At 63.7% G+C, this 15,607-nt stretch carries 14 protein-coding genes; 4 read left to right on the forward strand and 10 right to left on the reverse strand.

The window, feature by feature from the left end; all coding sequences use genetic code 11:
- Positions 1–160: 160 nt before the first annotated feature.
- The 3 genes from GT590_RS10910 to GT590_RS10920 form a co-directional block, all read right to left on the reverse strand.
- On the reverse strand, positions 161–655 hold the full coding sequence (locus GT590_RS10910; RefSeq protein ID WP_015761345.1) for a DUF2628 domain-containing protein: 495 nt from the start codon (positions 653–655) through the stop codon (positions 161–163).
- 72 nt (positions 656–727) lie between these two features.
- Positions 728–5,422, reverse strand: coding sequence for a 2-hydroxyacyl-CoA dehydratase (locus GT590_RS10915; protein WP_161171090.1), 4,695 nt, complete (start codon positions 5,420–5,422; stop codon positions 728–730).
- 12 nt (positions 5,423–5,434) lie between these two features.
- Positions 5,435–6,097 (reverse strand): TetR/AcrR family transcriptional regulator, encoded by a 663-nt coding sequence (locus GT590_RS10920; RefSeq protein WP_009306776.1) that lies wholly within the window; start codon positions 6,095–6,097, stop codon positions 5,435–5,437.
- Between the two features lie 477 nt (positions 6,098–6,574).
- On the opposite strand from GT590_RS10920, the gene GT590_RS10925 reads away from it, so the two are divergent.
- Entirely contained in the window at positions 6,575–7,558 is a 984-nt protein-coding gene (locus GT590_RS10925; protein ID WP_114513615.1) for a biotin--[acetyl-CoA-carboxylase] ligase, read from the forward strand.
- 176 nt (positions 7,559–7,734) lie between these two features.
- Positions 7,735–9,099, forward strand: a complete 1,365-nt coding sequence (locus GT590_RS10930) for a PFL family protein (RefSeq protein ID WP_009306779.1) — start codon at positions 7,735–7,737, stop codon at positions 9,097–9,099.
- A 52-nt stretch (positions 9,100–9,151) separates the two neighbouring features.
- Here GT590_RS10930 and GT590_RS14825 read toward each other — a convergent pair whose 3' ends face one another.
- Both GT590_RS14825 and GT590_RS10945 read right to left on the reverse strand, forming a co-directional pair.
- A complete protein-coding gene (locus GT590_RS14825) occupies positions 9,152–9,370 on the reverse strand; it encodes a type II toxin-antitoxin system RelE/ParE family toxin (protein WP_114558103.1) in 219 nt (72 codons plus the stop codon).
- Positions 9,371–9,562: 192 nt separating this feature from the next.
- Complete coding sequence (locus GT590_RS10945) at positions 9,563–9,718, reverse strand: hypothetical protein (protein WP_227791391.1); 156 nt, start codon at positions 9,716–9,718, stop codon at positions 9,563–9,565.
- A gap of 262 nt (positions 9,719–9,980) precedes the next feature.
- Here GT590_RS10945 and GT590_RS10950 point away from each other — a divergent pair, with 262 nt between their 5' ends.
- Positions 9,981–10,313, forward strand: a complete 333-nt coding sequence (locus GT590_RS10950) for a hypothetical protein (protein ID WP_114558102.1) — start codon at positions 9,981–9,983, stop codon at positions 10,311–10,313.
- 19 nt (positions 10,314–10,332) lie between these two features.
- Positions 10,333–10,548 (forward strand): helix-turn-helix transcriptional regulator, encoded by a 216-nt coding sequence (locus GT590_RS10955; RefSeq protein ID WP_114513618.1) that lies wholly within the window; start codon positions 10,333–10,335, stop codon positions 10,546–10,548.
- A gap of 5 nt (positions 10,549–10,553) precedes the next feature.
- Here the strand turns inward: GT590_RS10955 and GT590_RS10960 are convergent, their stop codons facing one another.
- The 5 genes from GT590_RS10960 to GT590_RS14695 all read right to left on the reverse strand — a co-directional run bounded on the left by GT590_RS10960 (position 10,554) and on the right by GT590_RS14695 (position 15,578).
- Complete coding sequence (locus GT590_RS10960) at positions 10,554–10,919, reverse strand: YccF domain-containing protein (RefSeq protein ID WP_114551549.1); 366 nt, start codon at positions 10,917–10,919, stop codon at positions 10,554–10,556.
- Positions 10,916–11,686, reverse strand: a complete 771-nt coding sequence (locus GT590_RS10965; protein WP_114558101.1) for a TlyA family RNA methyltransferase — start codon at positions 11,684–11,686, stop codon at positions 10,916–10,918. Before GT590_RS10965 ends, GT590_RS10960 begins: the two co-directional genes overlap by 4 nt.
- An 87-nt stretch (positions 11,687–11,773) precedes the next feature.
- Positions 11,774–13,798 (reverse strand): DUF6541 family protein, encoded by a 2,025-nt coding sequence (locus GT590_RS10970; RefSeq protein ID WP_114513620.1) that lies wholly within the window; start codon positions 13,796–13,798, stop codon positions 11,774–11,776.
- A 442-nt stretch (positions 13,799–14,240) separates the two neighbouring features.
- Entirely contained in the window at positions 14,241–15,290 is a 1,050-nt protein-coding gene (locus tag GT590_RS10975) for an aspartate-semialdehyde dehydrogenase (protein WP_009306794.1), read from the reverse strand.
- Positions 15,291–15,443: 153 nt separating this feature from the next.
- On the reverse strand, positions 15,444–15,578 hold the full coding sequence (locus tag GT590_RS14695) for a hypothetical protein (protein ID WP_009609461.1): 135 nt from the start codon (positions 15,576–15,578) through the stop codon (positions 15,444–15,446).
- Positions 15,579–15,607: the final 29 nt, after the last annotated feature.

Consider the following 15,607-nt stretch of genomic DNA (forward strand, 5'->3'; position numbering starts at 1 on the left):
TGGTACCGCTTGCAGCTCCATAAGGTGGGCTCCCTAGCAAGTTCGCCCTGTCAAACCACTAGAAACAGCGAAGGGCCGAGTTGTTTCACGTGAAACATTTGTGCGCTATGCAGGGTGGCGGCCCCGGCCCGCCTCAGCGGCCGGCGCGCACGCCGCGCGCCTAGATGCCCGCCAGCACCTCCACCACGGCGAGCGCGAACACCACTGCGAAACCCACGCCCACGGCCGCGAAGCTGGTGCCGCCACAACGCCGCACGTAGGCGAGCGCCTCCCGCACGTTCGTCGCGCCCTGTTCGAACGCGCGGTCCATCGCGCGCTCGGCGCTGACGCGGTACAGCGAGTAGAACGCCATGCCGAACACGAGGCTCGCCAGGAAGAAGAGCATCCCCACCACCGTCGAAAGGGACTTCGACAGGAAATCGGCGCCGAAGCTCACGGCGATCCAGCAGCCAGCCGCGAGGTACTGCTTGCGGTACAGCAGGTACAGAGGTGTCAGCAACAGCGCGAGCCAGCTGAACCCCCACCCGCGCATCTTCCGCACCATCTGGGGTTTCGGACTGCCTCCCTCGCCTTCCGCATAAGCCGCGTACAAATTGCAAAGCTCGTACGGCTCTCCCGCGGGCGTCCTCGCCATGAACCGGGCATCGTCGTCCATCGCCCAACCTCCTTCCGAAAGCAACGGGGCGAGCCGCTCCGGCCCGCCCCGCGTCAACTCGCTCGTCGTTCGCTATGCCCGCTCCGTCTCGATTTCCAGCGCGCCGGCTTCTTCTTGGACGGCCTGGGGGCGGCCGGCGTCCACGAACCGGTCGCGCGCCTTCTTCGCCTCGGCCTCCTTGTCGGCAAGGTTCGCCTTCGCCACGCTGATCATCAGCTTGATGCGGTTGAGCTGGTTCACCTCGGACGCGCCGGGGTCGTAGTCCACCGCCACGATGTTGCTTTCCGGGTAGCGGCGACGCAGCTCTTTGATGACCGCCTTGCCCACCACGTGGTTCGGCAGGCACGCGAAGGGCTGCGTGCATACCACGTTCGGCGCACCGGTTTTGATGAGCTCCACCATCTCGGCGGTCAGCAGCCAACCCTCGCCCATCGAGTTGCACAAGGACAGGATCTCGCTCGCGTACTCGGCCAGCTCGTAGATGTCGGCCGGCGGCTCGAAGCGGCTGGAGTCCTGCAGCGCCTTCGTGACGGGCGCCCGCATCTTCGCGATGGCCCACAGCCCGATGCGGGAACCCAGCGCGCCCTTCGCCGAACGACCGAGCGGGTCCTTCTGGAAGATGCCGCCGGCGATGCCGAACAGGAAGAACTCGGCCAAGCCCGGCACCACGGCCTCGCAGCCCTCGCGTTCGATGACGTCGACGATCTGGTTGTTCGCAGTGGGATGGAACTTCACCAGGATCTCGCCCACCACACCCACACGCGGCTTCAACCCCTCGCCGGCCAGCGGCAGCGTATCGAAGTCTTCCACGATGCGGCGCACCGTCTTCTTGAACTCGCCGCGCTTCAAGCCACTGCGCAGCTGCGCCTTGCACGTCGTCATCCAGTGGTCGAACAGGCGGTTCGCGCTGCCCTCCTCGACCTCGTACGGACGCGTGCGGTACAGCGCCATCATCAGCAGGTCGCCGTAGAAGATGGCGTATGCGGCCTGCAGCAGCATGGACGGCGTCACCTTGAAGCCGGGGTTGCTCTCGCCCAGATCCTTGAACGACAGCGCGATGACGGGAATATGCGGCAGCCCCACCGAGGCCAGCGCCTTGCGGATAAGCGAGATATAGTTCGTGGCGCGGCAGCCGCCGCCTGTCTGCGTGATGATGACCGCCAGCTTGTCGGTATCGTAGCGGCCGGACATGACGGCCTCCATGATCTGACCGGTGACCAGCACCGACGGATAGCAGATGTCGTTGTTCACGTACTTGAGGCCCGCGTCCACCGCGCCGTGGTCGACCGACGGCAACAGCTCGAAGTTGTAGCCGTTGCGCTTGAAGATGTCCACGAGCAGGTCGAAGTGGATGGGTGCCATCTGCGGGCAGAGGATCGTGTAGCCCGCATCCTTCATCTCCTGCGTGAACACCGCGCGCGGGAACTCGGTGGTGGCGCCTTCGCGCTGGCGGAAGCGCTCGGCCACCTCGGGCGCCGCCTTCTCGGTGAACGTCCGGGGCACCGTGCGCGCGATCTCGGCGGCGATGCGGCCCTCGGTCACGCCGGTTTTCGCGTCGATGGCGGCCTCGGGCGAGGCGAGGAACTTGTCGGGGTCGAACGACACCGCCGGGCAGCCGCACGGCGTGCGTTCGGCCTCGGCCTGCTCGTCGGCCTGGTCCTTGAGCGCCGCCAGCAGGCTGCGCACGCGGATGCGCGCCGCGCCCAAGTTCGACACCTCGTCGATTTTGAGGACGGTGTACACCTTGCCCGCCGCCTCGAGGATCTCCTGCACCTGGTCGGTGGTCAGCGCGTCCAGACCGCAGCCGAAGCTGTTCAGCTGGACGAGGTCGAGGTCGGCCCGCTCGGTGGCCACCTTCGCCGCCGCATACAGGCGCGTGTGGTACATCCACTGGTCCACCAGGCGGATGGGGCGCTCCAGCGTGCCGAGGTGCGCGATGGAGTCCTCGGTGAGCACCGCCAGGCCGAAGCTGATCAGAAGCTCGGGGATGGCATGGTTGATCTCGGGGTCGTTGTGGTAGGGGCGCCCGGCCAGCACGATGCCGTGCGTGCCCGTGGCCTCCATCCAGGCCAGCGTCTCCTCGCCCTTCGCGCGGATGTCGCGCTTGAACGCCTCGTCCTCGGCCCACGCGGCGTCCACGGCAGCGTCAACCTCGGCCTGCGTCGGCGCGCCGGCCGCGCCCATGAGCTCAGGATGCGCCTCCACCAGCTCCACGAACAGGCGCTTCTTGAGGTGCTCCTTCTGGTCGTACGGCAGCCACGGCGTGAGCAGCTCCACGTCGGAGGTGCGCAGCTCGTCGATGTTGAGGCGCAGCGCCTCGGGGTAGCTGGCCACGATGGGGCAGTTGAAGTGGTTGCCCGCGCCCTCGTCTTCCTGGCGCTCCCACTTGCTGCACGGGAACCAGATGAAGTCGGGATGCTTGTTCAGCAGGTTCATGATATGGCCGTGGGAAAGCTTCGCGGGGTAGCACACCGATTCGGACGGCATGGATTCGATGCCCGCCTCGTAGGTCTTCTTCGTGGACGGATCGGACAGCACCACGCGCCAGCCCAGCTTCGTGAAGAACGTGAACCAGAACGGGTAGTTCTCGTACTGGTTGAGCGCGCGCGGGATGCCCACGCTGCCGCGCGGCGCGTCCTCGGGCGCCAGCGGCTCGTAGCCGAACAGGCGCTGGCTCTTGTACTCGTAGAGGTTCGGCACGGCGCTCTTGCTCTCGTCGAACGTGCCCGCGCCCTTCTCGCAGCGGTTGCCCGTGATGAAGCGGCGGTGCTTGCCCGTGACGTCGTCCACGCCGAAGTCGTTGACGGTAAGCAAGCAGTGGTTCGAGCACGCCTTGCAGCGCACGGTTTTCTGCGTGGGCGAGAGCGCCGCCAGCTGCTCGAGCGACAGCAGGCTGGAAACGACTTCGACGGAGCCCTCGGCCGCATCGAACTCGCTGCTCCACGAGTCTCCCGCCTCGGCCTTGCGCGCCTCGCGGGCGACGGCCTCCTGGTAGCGCTCGCGCGCCAACAGGGCCGCGCCGAACGCGCCCATGTTGCCGGCGATGTCGGGGCGCACGGCTTCCACCTCCGACAGCTGCTCGAACGCGCGCAGCACGGCATCGTTCAAAAACGTGCCGCCCTGCACGATCACTTTCGTGCCAACGTCGTGCGGGTCGCGGATTTTGATCACCTTGAACAGGGCGTTCTTGATGACGGAGATGGCCAAGCCCGCGGCGATGTCGCCCACGGTGGCGCCTTCCTTCTGAGCCTGCTTCACGCGGCTGTTCATGAACACGGTGCAGCGGCTGCCCAGATCGACGGGGCGCTTGGCCTCGATGGCAGTCTGAGCGAACTCGGCCACGCCCAAGTTGAGGCCCGTGGCGAAGCTCTCGATGAAGCTGCCGCAGCCCGAGCTGCACGCTTCGTTCAGCATGATGTGGTCGATCACGCCGTCCTTCACGCGCAGGCACTTCATGTCCTGGCCGCCGATATCGAGGATGAACTCCACGCCCGGCAGCATCTCCTGCGCGCCGCGCAGGTGAGCCACGGTCTCGATCTCGCCGGAATCCACGCGCAGCGCTTCCAGCAGCAAGTGCTCGCCGTAACCGGTCACCGTGGCGTGGCCGATACGCACCAGCGGCTCGCCCGTGTCAGCATTCACCGGCATGTCGTTGTACAGGTTGGTCAGCGCGGCGCGAGCGCAGCCCAGCACATCGCCCTTGTTGCTGGCGTAGTGCGACCACAGAAGCGCGCCGTCCTCACCGATGAGCGCAGCCTTGAACGTAGTGGAACCGGCGTCGATGCCGAGGTACGCCGTGCCCTCGTAGTCCATCAGCTCGCCGCGACGCACGCATTCGCCGTCGTGGCGTTGCCTGAACCGGACGTACTCGTCCTCGTCGGCGAACAGCGGCGGCAGACGCACCACTTCGGAGCCCTGGATGTCGCCGAGGTTCTTCAGGCGGTCCAGCACGTCGGACAGAAGCTCGGCCTTCACCGTCTCGCTGGCTGCGCCCGCGATAGCGCAGCCGCTGGCCACGAACAGATGCGCGTTCTCGGGCACGATGATGTGCTCGTCGTCCAGCTCCAGCGTCTCGTAGAAGCGTTTACGCAGCTCGGGAAGGTACTGCAAAGGGCCGCCGAGGAAGGCCACGTGACCGCGGATAGGGCGACCGCACGCTAGGCCGGAGATGGTCTGCGTGACCACCGACTGGAAGATGGACGCGGCGATGTCCTCCTTGCGCGCGCCTTCGTTCAGCAGGGGCTGCACGTCGGTCTTCGCGAACACGCCGCAGCGGCTGGCGATGGGATAGATGGTGGTGGCTTCACGAGCAAGCTCGTTCAAGCCGCCGGCGTCGGTGTTCAGCAGCGCGGCCATCTGGTCGATGAACGCGCCCGTGCCGCCGGCGCACGTGCCGTTCATGCGCTGCTCGATGCCCTGGTCGAAGTAGATGATCTTCGCGTCCTCGCCGCCCAGCTCGATGGCCACGTCGGTTTTGGGGATGAAGGTTTCCACCGCCGTCTTCGAGGCGATGACCTCCTGCACGAACTCGATGCCCAGCCACTGTGCCAGCAGCAGGCCGCCCGATCCCGTGATGGCGATGGTCATGCGCTCAGGGCCGAAGTCGACCGCGGCCTCCTCCAGCACTTCCACGATGGTGGCGCGCACGTCGGCGTGATGGCGGCGGTACACCGCGAACTTCACGTCGTTCGCCTCGTCGAGGATGGCCAGCTTCACCGTGGTCGAACCCACGTCGATGCCGATATGCAGGTTGTTGTTCTCTTTCATAGCTCCCTTGCCTTACAGCTTGATCGATTCGCCCGGTTTGATGAAGAACAGCCTCATGGCGATAAGCGCCATCTCCTCCGAGCTTTCCCGCATGCCCGTCTCGATCCAGCGCGTGATGACGCCGAGATAGGCGGACGCGAAGAACGCCACGTAATAGCCGACGAACGGTTCGGGGTCGTTGCGGTAACGCTCGTGCAAGACGGACTGGACGAGGTTCGTGCACAACGAGTCGCGCAAGCGAGGGCCGAAGCCCACATCGCCGCCGGAGCCCAACACCGCATGAAGGAACGCGCCCTGCTCGCGCAGGTAGTCGAACAGACCAACCAGCAGCGGCAACGGCTTCTTACGAGCGCGATAGCCCAAAAGCTCGTGCACGGTGAGGTTGCGCATCTGCACCTGAAAGCGCTCGAGATCTTCCATGACCTCGGCTTCCAGCTGAGCCAGCAGATCGTCTTTATCGCGGAAATGGTTGTAGAACGTGCCGCGGTTGAGGTCGGCTCGCTCGCACAGATCGTTCACCGAGAAGCCGTCGAAGCTGCGCTCCTCCATCAGCTCGATGAGCGCGTCGCGCAGCGCGCGCTTCGAGCGCAGGATGCGACGATCCTGCGGCGCAGCCGTGCACCGGCGCGCCGACTGGACGGCGGCAGCAGCTGGTGAGACGGTTGTCGTAGTCATGATCACCTCTATTGAACAGCTGGATCAATAATGAACAGGTTGTTCATTAACGGGTATTATACCCGTTCGCTGCACCGAATACAACGAGGAGCGCTCAATTGACCCTACGCCGATCACCTTTGCAACGATGAGACGCCGTCGCGTCAGGACTGGGCGGCCCGGCCGCGCCAGCTCGGCTTGAGCCCGAAGCCCCTACGCGCTCGCATCCGCCCAATCCGAGCTCGCATCTGCCCGTTCCGGGGTCGGCATCGAGCAATTCGAGCCGAAGAGCACGACGGTCGACAGCATCGCATCTGACGCTCGGGCCGAGCCGCCAACCACTCGTACGAATGTTTCATGTGAAACATTCGTACGCTTTTCATAAGGATCTTGCACGCGTTCCCTGCTTTACGCAGAGGCTCTCCGCTCGAAAAATATTGTCACCCTAGCTCACACTTCTCATTGACGACCTCCTCGCCCCTCCCTATCATTGATCCCATGGGTACCAAGGAACAACTGCTGCGCTTGCTGGAGGACAACCGCGAGCGCCACGTATCGGGCGCCGCCATGGCCAAGGCCATCGGCGTGAGCCGCAACGCAGTATGGAAAGCCGTCGAGGCGCTGCGTGCCGAAGGATATGCCATCGATGCGGTCACGAACAGGGGGTACGCGCTCTCGCAAGAAAACGACTTGTTGTCGCCCCAAGGTATCGAGCGGTTCCTGCCGGACAACCGCGCTTTCGCCGTCACCGTGCGCAAACGCGTGGACTCCACGAACGCCGAAGCGCGCCGCCGCGCGCTCGAAGGCGCGGCCGAAGGCACCGTCGTCGTCGCCGAGGAGCAGATCGCCGGCAAAGGACGGCCTGGAAAGACGTTCTTCTCTCCTGCCGCCACCGGCTTGTACCTCAGCATCGTGCTGCGCCCCACGTTGGCCGCCGACCGCGGCCAATTCATCACATGCGCCGCAGCCGTGGCGTGCGCGCAGGCTATCGAGCAGGTGACGGGCGCAGAGTCACTCATCAAGTGGGTAAACGACATCTATTGCGACGGCCGGAAGGTGGCGGGCATCCTCACCGAGGGCGTGGTGGACATGGAGTCGGGACGCTTCGAGCACGCCGTTCTGGGCATCGGCGTGAACGTGAAGCCGCCGACCGACGGATTTCCTCACGATATCGCCGACGTTGCAGGTGCCGTGCTCGGCGATCATACGGGCGCGATCCGATGCGAGCTGGCTGCGGCCATCCTCGCACGCTTCTGGGACGTCTACCGACGCATGGAGGATCCGGCGCTGTACGACGAATACCGCCGCCGTTGCTTCCTGCTGGGGCAGCCGCTGGTCGTGCGTCAGGGAGCTTCGCGCGTACGAGCCCGCGCCGTCGATCTCACGCCCGACTTCAAGCTGGTCATCGAGTTGCCCGACAAATCCCGTCGCGAGCTCCCCTACGGCGAGGTGACCATCGGCTCCACCGCCGCCCGCCCCTAGCGCCGCCCTCTCCGTGTTTCACGTGAAACATTTGTTCATGCATGGTTTGAGCCTTGAGCCATGCTCGTGAGAAGAAACGCCGGAAACGAGTGAAACGCGCCGTTGGCGTGCGCGCGGTTTGCTATGCTGGTTCGATACGCATCGCGAACCATCATTTGAGAGAAAGACGGGGCATCATGCAGATCACGCCTGCTGAAATCGCCGAGACGCTTGCCATGGTGAGCAAGCAGCACCTCGACATCCGCACGATCACGCTGGGGTTGAACCTGCGAGGTTGCACGGACGCCGATATAGACGTCATGGCGCGCAAGGTGTACGACCGCATGACCGCCGCCGCCGAGCGTCTCGTGCCCACGGCCGAGCAGCTGGAGCGCGAGTTCGGCATCCCCATCGTGAACAAGCGCATCTCGGTCACTCCCATCGCCGAGATCTGCGCCGCCACGAACGCCGCCGACCTCACCCCCATCGCCGTAGCCATGGACAAGGCGGGCAAGGAAGTGGGCGTCGACTTCGTGGGCGGTTTCAGCGCGCTCGTGCATAAGGGCGCCTCGAAGGCCGATCACAAGCTGATGGACTCCATCCCACACGCGCTGTCCGTCACCGACAACGTGTGCTCGTCGGTGAACGTGGGCTCCACGCGCGCGGGCATCAACATGGATGCCGTGCTGAAAATGGCCGGCATCATCAAGGCCACCGCCGAGGCCACGGCCGACCGCCAGTGCATCGGCGCAGGCAAGCTGGTCGTGTTCTGCAACGCCGTGGAGGACAACCCCTTCATGGCCGGTGCGTTCCACGGCTCGGGCGAGGCCGACGAAGTGGTGAACGTTGGCGTGTCGGGCCCCGGCGTGGTGCGCGCCGTGCTGGCCGACCTGCCGAAGGACGCCGACATCACGTCGGTTGCCGAAGCTATCAAGGCCACCGCGTTCAAGATCACCCGCGCCGGCGAGCTCATGGCGCGCGAGGCGAGCAAGCGCCTGGGCGTGCAGCAGGGCATCCTCGACCTGTCGCTGGCCCCCACCCCGGCCGAAGGCGACTCGGTGGCCCAGATCCTCGAGGCCATCGGCGTGGGCCAGTGCGGCGGTCCGGGCACCACGGCGGCTCTCGCCATGCTGAACGACGCCGTGAAGAAGGGCGGCGTCATGGCTTCGTCGTCCGTCGGCGGCCTGTCCGGCGCGTTCATCCCCGTGTCCGAGGACGCCGGCATGATCCGCGCGGCCGAGGACGGTGCGCTGTCGCTGGAGAAGCTGGAGGCCATGACCTGCGTGTGCTCTGTGGGCCTCGACATGATCGCGGTTCCCGGCGACACGTCCGTCGAGACCATCTTCGGCATCATCGCCGATGAGTGCGCCATCGGCATGATCAACTCCAAGACCACCGCCGTGCGCCTCATCCCCGCCATCGGCAAGACGGTGGGCGACCAGCTGGACTTCGGCGGCTTGCTGGGCTACGCCCCGGTCATGCCCGTGAACCAGTTCGCCGGCACCACGTTCGCCCACCGCGGCGGCCGCATGCCCGCACCGCTGAACTCGCTGAAGAACTAACGAAGCGATCAACCAGCGCGTTTCCGAAAGCGGCCCTGCGGGGCCGCTTTGACTATCGCTCCCATTCCATCACGAAGCGCTCGTACATTTGGGCCTGGTGAAAGAATCGGAGAAGCAGAACCTCCTCCTCAGCTATACGATATACGATCACGTACCCCTTTATGAAGCGCTCGCGGTAAGCGAAGTCGCCAAAGCGTAGCCCTCGTTGATCAGATAGCGAAGGATGCCGATGGTCACATCTTCGTCTTCGACGTCGAGCGGCTGCAGAAATATGCCTTTGTCAGTCCACGTGCAAAGCGCGTAGTCCTTGAACCCCGCTTCCTCGTACGCTTTCGCGGGGATGGCGATCTGCCGTTTGCTGGAAATCTTTATTGACAACGGTTCCGTCAAAGCTGCCGTTGCCATAGCGCGTCTCCTTTACCAAGCGCTTAGTGCTTGGCATCAGCGCATCACGCGCGAGCGGCTACCAAGGCATCTCCTCGTAGGTGAGGCCCTTTTCCTCGGCCAGATACGCGAACAGCTCGTCGCAGTCGAACACCTTGATGAGCGATTTCTCGAAGTCCTTTTGGTTGCGCGTGACGATGGCGTCGACTTCCAGCTTGAGCGCGTATTGGTACACACATGGTCGATAATGACATTCGTATCGACGAGAAACTTCATTGGCTATCACCAGGATCCGTGAGGCCTCAAGCTATACGACGCTCCCGCTTCGCTTCTTTGATGGTCATATTGTCGAAACGACTGGGAGTCCTATTCATCCTCCGACCGTCCAATGCCTTTGGCAAAATACCATAATGTTAAAAGTATTTGACATTATAGAAAACGGCTTCTATACTGCGAAAGTAAAGAGTTCTTGACATTTTGGTCAAAAGGAGGGCACCATGGTCGAGATGGACGAAATGGAGCGGGCTATTCGAGACCGCTCGCAAACGTACGGCTTTCGCTTCGCCGTATGCGCGCTTTCGCTATGGACGCTGTACGGCCTGTTCACGCACTTCTTCCAAAGCGCTTCGTACAATCCCCTGCCCAGCCTGCTCCTGTGCGGCACGCTCCTGTACCAGATCGGTTGGGAAAGCTATCTCAAGCACTCGATGGTGAAGGATGCTGAGAGCTTCCAAGAGCCCAGCGCCCTGCTCCGCGGCGTGTTCGCAGCAGCCGCTTTGGCGGTTGTCGTCATCGCGGCGGGCATTGTGTTCTCCGCCGGCATCTCGTGACCGCACGCGAGACCGCCTCATGAGGAACGACATCAAAACGCTTCGCAAGCAAGCCGGCCTTCGGCAAGAGGATCTGGCGCTTCTCTGCGGAGTCAGCCGTCAAACCATCATCGCCATCGAGAACGACAAGTACGACCCCACCCTCGCGCTCGCCATGAAGCTGGCCAGCGTCCTGGGCATCGCCGTGGAAGGCCTCTTCTTCCCGGACGATGGGTCTGCAAGCGAGCCGCGATAGCCGCTCTACTTCCCTCTCACTACGGCGCCGAAGGGCAGCAAGGCAAGCTTCGCCTGTTTGAAGCATTGCAGGCCGAAGGGGATGCCGATGACGGTGATGCACAGCAGCACGCCGTTGAGCAGCGCCTCGAGCGCCAGGAACACGCCGCCGAACACGAACCACAGCACGTTGAGGATGGCCGACCCCGCGCCCCCGCCGTATTCGACTTCTTTGCCGAACGGGAAGAACGTGAGCCCCGCCATCTTGAAGCACTGCGTGCCCACGGGGATGCCCACGATGGTAATGCACCACACAAGGCCGACCAGGCACCAGCTCACGCCCTGCCAGAACCCCGCGAAGATGAACCACAGTATGTTGCCGATCACGCTCATGAACGCCCCCCTTCACCACAGCCCCCGTCAACGCGAGACCCTTCGAACACGGCACGCACCAGGTACTCCACGTTGCCCTCGGGCCCTGTAATGGGCGACTCCACGACGCCCGTCGCGTCGAACCCGGCATCCGCCAGCGCCGCGCGCACCTCGTCCACCGTACGCCGCCGCACGGCCTCGTCGCGCACCACGCCGCGCTCCGTCTCGTCGGGTCGCGACTCGAACTGAGGCTTCACCAGCCCTATGAATACGGTGCCCGGCTGAGAGAGGCGCGCGAACACGGGCGCGAGCGCCGCGAGGCCGATGAAGCTGAGGTCGGCCACCAGCACGTCGAAGGGAGCGCCCAATTCCACTGGATCGGCCAGCTTGATGTTCACGCGCTCGAACACGCTCACGCGCGGGTCTTGCCGCAGCTTCCATGCCAGCTGCCCGTAGTTCACGTCGACGCACGCCACGCTGGCCGCGCCCGCCTGCAGCAGGCAGTCGCTGAAACCGCCGGTGGACGAGCCGATGTCCAGGCACCGCAAACCGCGCACGTCCTGTCCGAACGCATCGAGCGCCCCTTGCAGCTTATGGCCGCCGCGCGACACGAACCGCTTGCGGTTCTTCACCACCACCTCGGCATCCGGCGCCACGCGCACGGCGGCGCTGGTGGCGTACACGTCGCCCACCTTCACCTCGTGCGCCAGCACCGCGCGCAGCGCCGCGTCGGCATCCGCGAAGTATCCCTGCTCCACCAACAGCGTATCAAGTCTGATTTTCTTCATGGGCACAGTATATAGCAAGCGCGTCTGCACCGATGGAAACGGAGGGTCTCGCCGTTTCCCGCTTGGCGCAGGAAAGGATCGCGAGCGCTACCCCACGATCTCGTAGAGCCGCATGTCGTCTTCGCTGAGAAGCAGCTTGAAGCCCGGTGTCTGCTCGTCGATGGTTTCGATGCCGCGCCAATTCTCCTCTTTGTAGCGGATGGTCGTCGTGGTGCGATGGTCGCTTCCCTGCACGTCGAGCATCAGCACGTAGCGCGCGTCGAGGTCGTTCACGAGCCGCTGCACCTCTTCGGACGTGCTGATATCGCGCAGCTGTGTACGAAGGATCTTGCTTTCCTCGGCACCGCCCCTTCCGTTGTCGGACGAGCGCCTGAAATAGGTGTTGATGCCCTCCACCCCGTAGCTCCAGCAGCTGCCGTCGCTCGACACGTTGATGACGAGAGCACCCTCCCCAATCAGCTCCATCGCCTTCTTCACGAACGCGTCTTCCTCCCCCGTCAACCCGCGATCCCATGAATACCGCATCGACACCTCGCGATGGATTTTCACCAGACCCGCGCCGATGTCGGTTTTACCCATCAGCTTCGCATGAAAGGGGAAGAACTGGCACATGAGCATCAGCGCGACGAGGATGCCCATCGGCAGGTACCTGCACTTCGGATGATCCGCCTGCACGCGCAGAGCCTTCGCGCACCACGACCTGACGATATCGACCAGTTGGACGAAACCCAAGGAAGCAAGCGGGATGGCGAAAAGCGCCGTCATCGCGCCCGTTCGGTAGTAGTCGGTGTACCAGAACCCCGACAGCACCTGCTTCACCACGCCGTCGGTCGACACGTCGATAACGTACACGACGAAGGCGAACGCGTAAGCGACCGTCATCCACAAGTACCGCCTGTTCCTGCACGTGTAGATGACGCCCGCCAGCACCGCGACGCTCAAGAAAGGCTGCACGCCCTCGCGCGTCGTGAACATGAACAGCAAGCCGCCGCCGATCGCCTCGAGAGGTGAAAGCGTGGCTTTCCACGTGTACTGAACCACGTTCTGCAAGAACGGTGCGAAATACAGCACGACCCAGCCCGCGCACGCCACCGCGAAAAGCGCTGCGGCTGCCGCGATGCGCTTCGAGGCGATGCGCGGCGCGTCGTCGCAAGGCGGAACCAGTATCCGGCCCAGGCAGTAGAGCACCGCCCAGATTCCGAAGGTGAACGCGCCGTTCGGCTGCGACAGCGCTATGGAAACGAGACCCGCCGCAACGAGGAACGCGAGTCTGACCTTGCCCGAGAGTCCCTTCGCTTCGATCGCCCCGACAAGCGCGACGAACGCCAGAGGGATCAGCATGAAGGACACCATGTTCGAAAGCAGCTGGCCGTACACGACGAACCCCCACGGGAACCCGCAAAACGCCACAACGAACAGCGAACCCGCCCATACGACCCGCTTGCCCTCGCCGAACAGCTTCAGAAACAGCAGGCACATGCCCAGGGGAAACACCACCGCCGTCAGCGCGATGATGGAAGCGTTTGCGGCAAGCGTCACGGCATTGCCGAAGAAAGACGCCACGACCGCCGTGACCGCATGCCAAGCCGAAGGATAGAACGAGCTGGTGACGCCCTGATCGAGGTACGAGCTCGCATGCAACGTGGAGAACGTGCCCGTGTCCAGGAATCCTCGCACAATCGCGAGGTGCACGGTGGTGTCATCGTTCCTCGAAAACGATTCCGGACCGTCGATGGCCAACAGGAACACGACGAACACGACCGCGAACGCCACCGCGACGTAGAGAGCCGCCGCCTTCCACGCGCCCTTCACGTCGTCGATGGCGATCAGCTCACGAGAGGCGTTCGGGGCTTTCGCCCGAGCGATGCCCTTGCTCACCAGCAAGGCAATCGCGCCGATCGCGACGGCGATCGCCAGCAATACGGGGCCCGAACACGTCACGCCGACCTCGAACAGGACGATACCCAGCACCGCCAGGAAGAAAATCGAGATCATCGGCGCAATCGCGACGGAAGCGAAACGAGAGACGAACAGCGAGCGGGCGAACAAGTACCCCGGCACATACAGCACCGCAACGCATACGACCACCGCCAAGGCAAGCATGAGCCACATAGAATTCCCCAAGAATTGGTTTCCAACACCTACGATCTGAAGATTATAGACGCAAGGGTGCGCTAATGCGAATCCATTGCCTCGTTTTCGGCTATAAGAGAGTTATCAGTTTTCTGCAATCAAACCGGCTGTTTTCTCCCATGTCCCCGACTTATGCGCACCTCTGTCATGCAAATCGCGCCGCGTTTGGACGAAAGACCGCATACGTTTCGGCATCATGCCTGGTCGCGTTTTTATCGAACCTCGCCTTAACCAAATCGTGTGTTTTCCGGGTGCACATAACTCAAGGACATGGGAGAAATCGTCGATTTTCGTGGCAGAAGCGCACACAAGTCGAGGACTTCGCTCCGCTGGGCGTCGCCTCCCTCGGAAGCAAACGTTTCCCAACGCACGGCGGCCGCCCGAAGGCGGCCGCCGGAACAAGCACGATGCCCGCTGCGCCTTACGGCAGCAGCAGCTGGGCGATTTGCACGGCGTTCAGGGCCGCGCCCTTGCGGATCTGGTCAGCGACCACCCACATGGCCAAGCCGTGATCAACCGTGTCGTCTCGGCGCAGACGACCGACGTACGTCTCGTTCGTGCCGGCCAGCAGACCCGGCATGGGATACGTGTTCGTGGCGCAGTCGTCCATGACCACGATGCCCGGGAACGCCTCGAGCGCCGCGCGCGCGGCCTCGACGCTCACCTCGTCCTGGAACTCCACGTAAACGGCCTCAGCATGGCAGCGTAGCACGGGCACGCGCACGCAGGTGGCGGCCACGCGAATGTCCTGGTCTCCCATTATTTTCTTCGTCTCGACGACCATCTTCCATTCTTCCTTGGTGGAGTCGTCCTCGAGGAACTTGTCGATGTGCGGGATGCAGTTGAACGCGATGCGATGCTGGAACGCGCTCACCGTGAGCTCGTCGTCGGACTTGCCGTCGAGGAACTCTTTCGTCTGGTCGTACAGCTCGGCCATAGCCGGGGCGCCGCCGCCGCTGGCCGCCTGATACGTGGACACCACCACGCGCTTGATGCGCGACAGATCGTACAGGGGCTTCAACGCTACCACCATCTGGATGGTGGAGCAGTTCGGGTTCGCGATCACGCCGTTATGCCAAGCCACGTCGCCGGGGTTCACCTCGGGCACCACCAACGGCACGTCCTCGTCCATGCGAAACGCGCTGGAGTTGTCGATCATCACGGCGCCGGCCGCGGCCACGGCCTCGCGCATCTCCTTCGATACGCTGGCACCGCACGAGAACAGCGCGATATCCACGCCTTCGAACGACTCCGGCGTCATCTCCTGCACCGTGAGCTCGCCTGCCGGAACCTGGCCGCACCCCAAAAACGGCAACTTCTTGCCCGCCGAGCGGGCCGACGCCAGCGCGCGCACCTCGGCCGCCGGGAAATCGACGTCGTGCAGCACCTGCAAGAACTCAGCGCCCACCGCGCCCGTGGCCCCCGCCACAGCCACCACCGGATGAGCCGGAATCTCTTTCGTCCATGTCATAGCAACTCCTTTTCCCCGCTTATGAACCCTATCGACAAGCCTCGCTCACGCGTTTGCGCAACCAACTGCCGCTAGTATATAATGAAGAAGTCAGCGGATGGCCTGAGGTGAAGAGCAGGCGACACCGTTAAGGTTTGTGACCGCTAGTTGCTGCTAGCGGTCATCTTCTTTCTGGTGCGCCCAAAGCGCCTTGGCGAACGCCACCGCCTCCCGAAGCAAGCCGACAATCGCGGCCGCCAGCCCAACAGCCGAAGCTGCGAGCTTGAGGATTATCACGATAGCATCCAAGCGAGTCACCTCCTTCCTCAAGAAGTAGG

Source organism: Eggerthella sp. BIOML-A1, assembly GCF_009875595.1.
GTDB classification, from domain to species: domain Bacteria; phylum Actinomycetota; class Coriobacteriia; order Coriobacteriales; family Eggerthellaceae; genus Eggerthella; species Eggerthella lenta.